Origin of the sequence: Pseudonocardia nigra, from assembly GCF_019396355.1 — a bacterium.
GTDB lineage: Bacteria > Actinomycetota > Actinomycetes > Mycobacteriales > Pseudonocardiaceae > Pseudonocardia > Pseudonocardia nigra.
Genome location: NZ_JAHKRK010000452.1, coordinates 1 through 1,435 on the forward strand (window position 1 = coordinate 1; position 1,435 = coordinate 1,435).

The following is a 1,435-nucleotide window of genomic DNA, read 5'->3' on the forward strand; positions in this document are numbered from 1 at the left end:
TCCCGACGATCTGCCGACCCTCGTACGATTCGCTCACAGGGGCCTCCTCAAATCGATGGTGTGAGCACCCCGAGCATGAGCCGGGAGTCACGAGGAGCGGAGGCCCCGCTCCTTCATCACATCAGGGCGTTGTGGGCTGCTCGGGGTCGAGGTCCAGGATCCGCGGGGGCAGCGGGAGGTCGAGGGCGGTGTGCAGTCGCCGGATCTCGCTGCTGGGAGTGCTGGTCTGGCGGAACAGCCCGGCCGGGCCGGTGAAGGTGCCGACGTGCAGGCGTTGCAGCTGGTCGCGGGCGCGCGGCCAGGTCGTGGTGGTGTCGGGGGTGCTGGTGTGGGTCTCGACGATCCGGGCCAGCAGCAGCGCGAGCCAGCAGAGCACGACGTGGGCGCGGATGTGGTCCTCGAGCCGGTGATAGACCGGGCGCAGGTCCAGGACCTGCTTCATGTCGCGCCAGCCGCGTTCGACTTCGAGGAGCTGCTTGTAGCCCAGCGCGATGTCCTCGGTCGACAGGTGCGGGTCGCTGGTGCGCAGCAGGTACTTCCCGTCGAGCTTGGCGTCGGCGGTGATCTTCGCGGCGTCGATGCGCAGCAGTCCGCCCGGTGTGACGCGCAGGAACCGGTTGAGCCCGGGCTTGGTGGAGATGACCCCCGCGCAGCTCGGCCCGCTTGGTCGGGGTGAGCCGGTCCGATCCGGCGATCATCGCTTCGAGCCGCTCGACTAGGTTCGCGCGCACCGCGGCGTCCCGGTCCGCGGCGTCGGGGTTGTGGCAGACCACGAACCGCTCGTGAGAGCTGATCTTGACTTCCTTGACTCGCAGGTTGGCGCTCACCTCCTGGTAGCGGCCTTGGCGGGCCATGGCGGCGGTCGCTTCCGCCGAGCCGGAGCGCAGCTTCTCGCCGAGGATGTAGCCCCCGCCTCCGGCCGTGAGGTGGCGGCGGTTCGCCGCGGAGGTGAACCCGCGGTCGGCCACCCAGATGACCTTCCCCAGCGTCCAGTCCCGCATGTCGTCCTTGACCTGGCGGATCAGCGGGGAGTCCGAGGTGTTGCCCGGCCAGCACCACACCCGCACCGGGATCCCATCCCTCGTCACGGCCATCCCGACCACGACCTGGGGCAGGTCGTCGCGGGAGTCCTTCGACTTACCGAACGTCGGGAACCCCACTCCGTCCGTGTCGGCGTCCTCGCCCATGGTGCCGTCGCCGTCGCCGTCGCCGTCGCCGTCGCCGTCGCCGTCGCCGTCGTGGTGCTGGCTGGTCGCGGTATCAGCCGGCCACGGACGTGGCGGGCGTGCGGATCGTCGGGCTCGTCGATCTCGAAGTAGGTGGAGGTGGTGTCTCCTTTTACCGGCTAATCCAGCCGAGGCGAGGCCCGGCCCCGGTGCGACACGCCGTGGTGGTCGGGGTGCTTGCCTTGCTGCCGGGAGTGCTGGTTGATACG

1 pseudogene is annotated in these 1,435 nt (G+C 70.0%); it reads right to left on the bottom strand.

What is annotated here, in order from left to right:
* Positions 1-121: 121 nt before the first annotated feature.
* Positions 122-1,157: pseudogene (locus KME75_RS47525) on the bottom strand (IS1634 family transposase); the annotation flags it as partial.
* Positions 1,158-1,435: the final 278 nt, after the last annotated feature.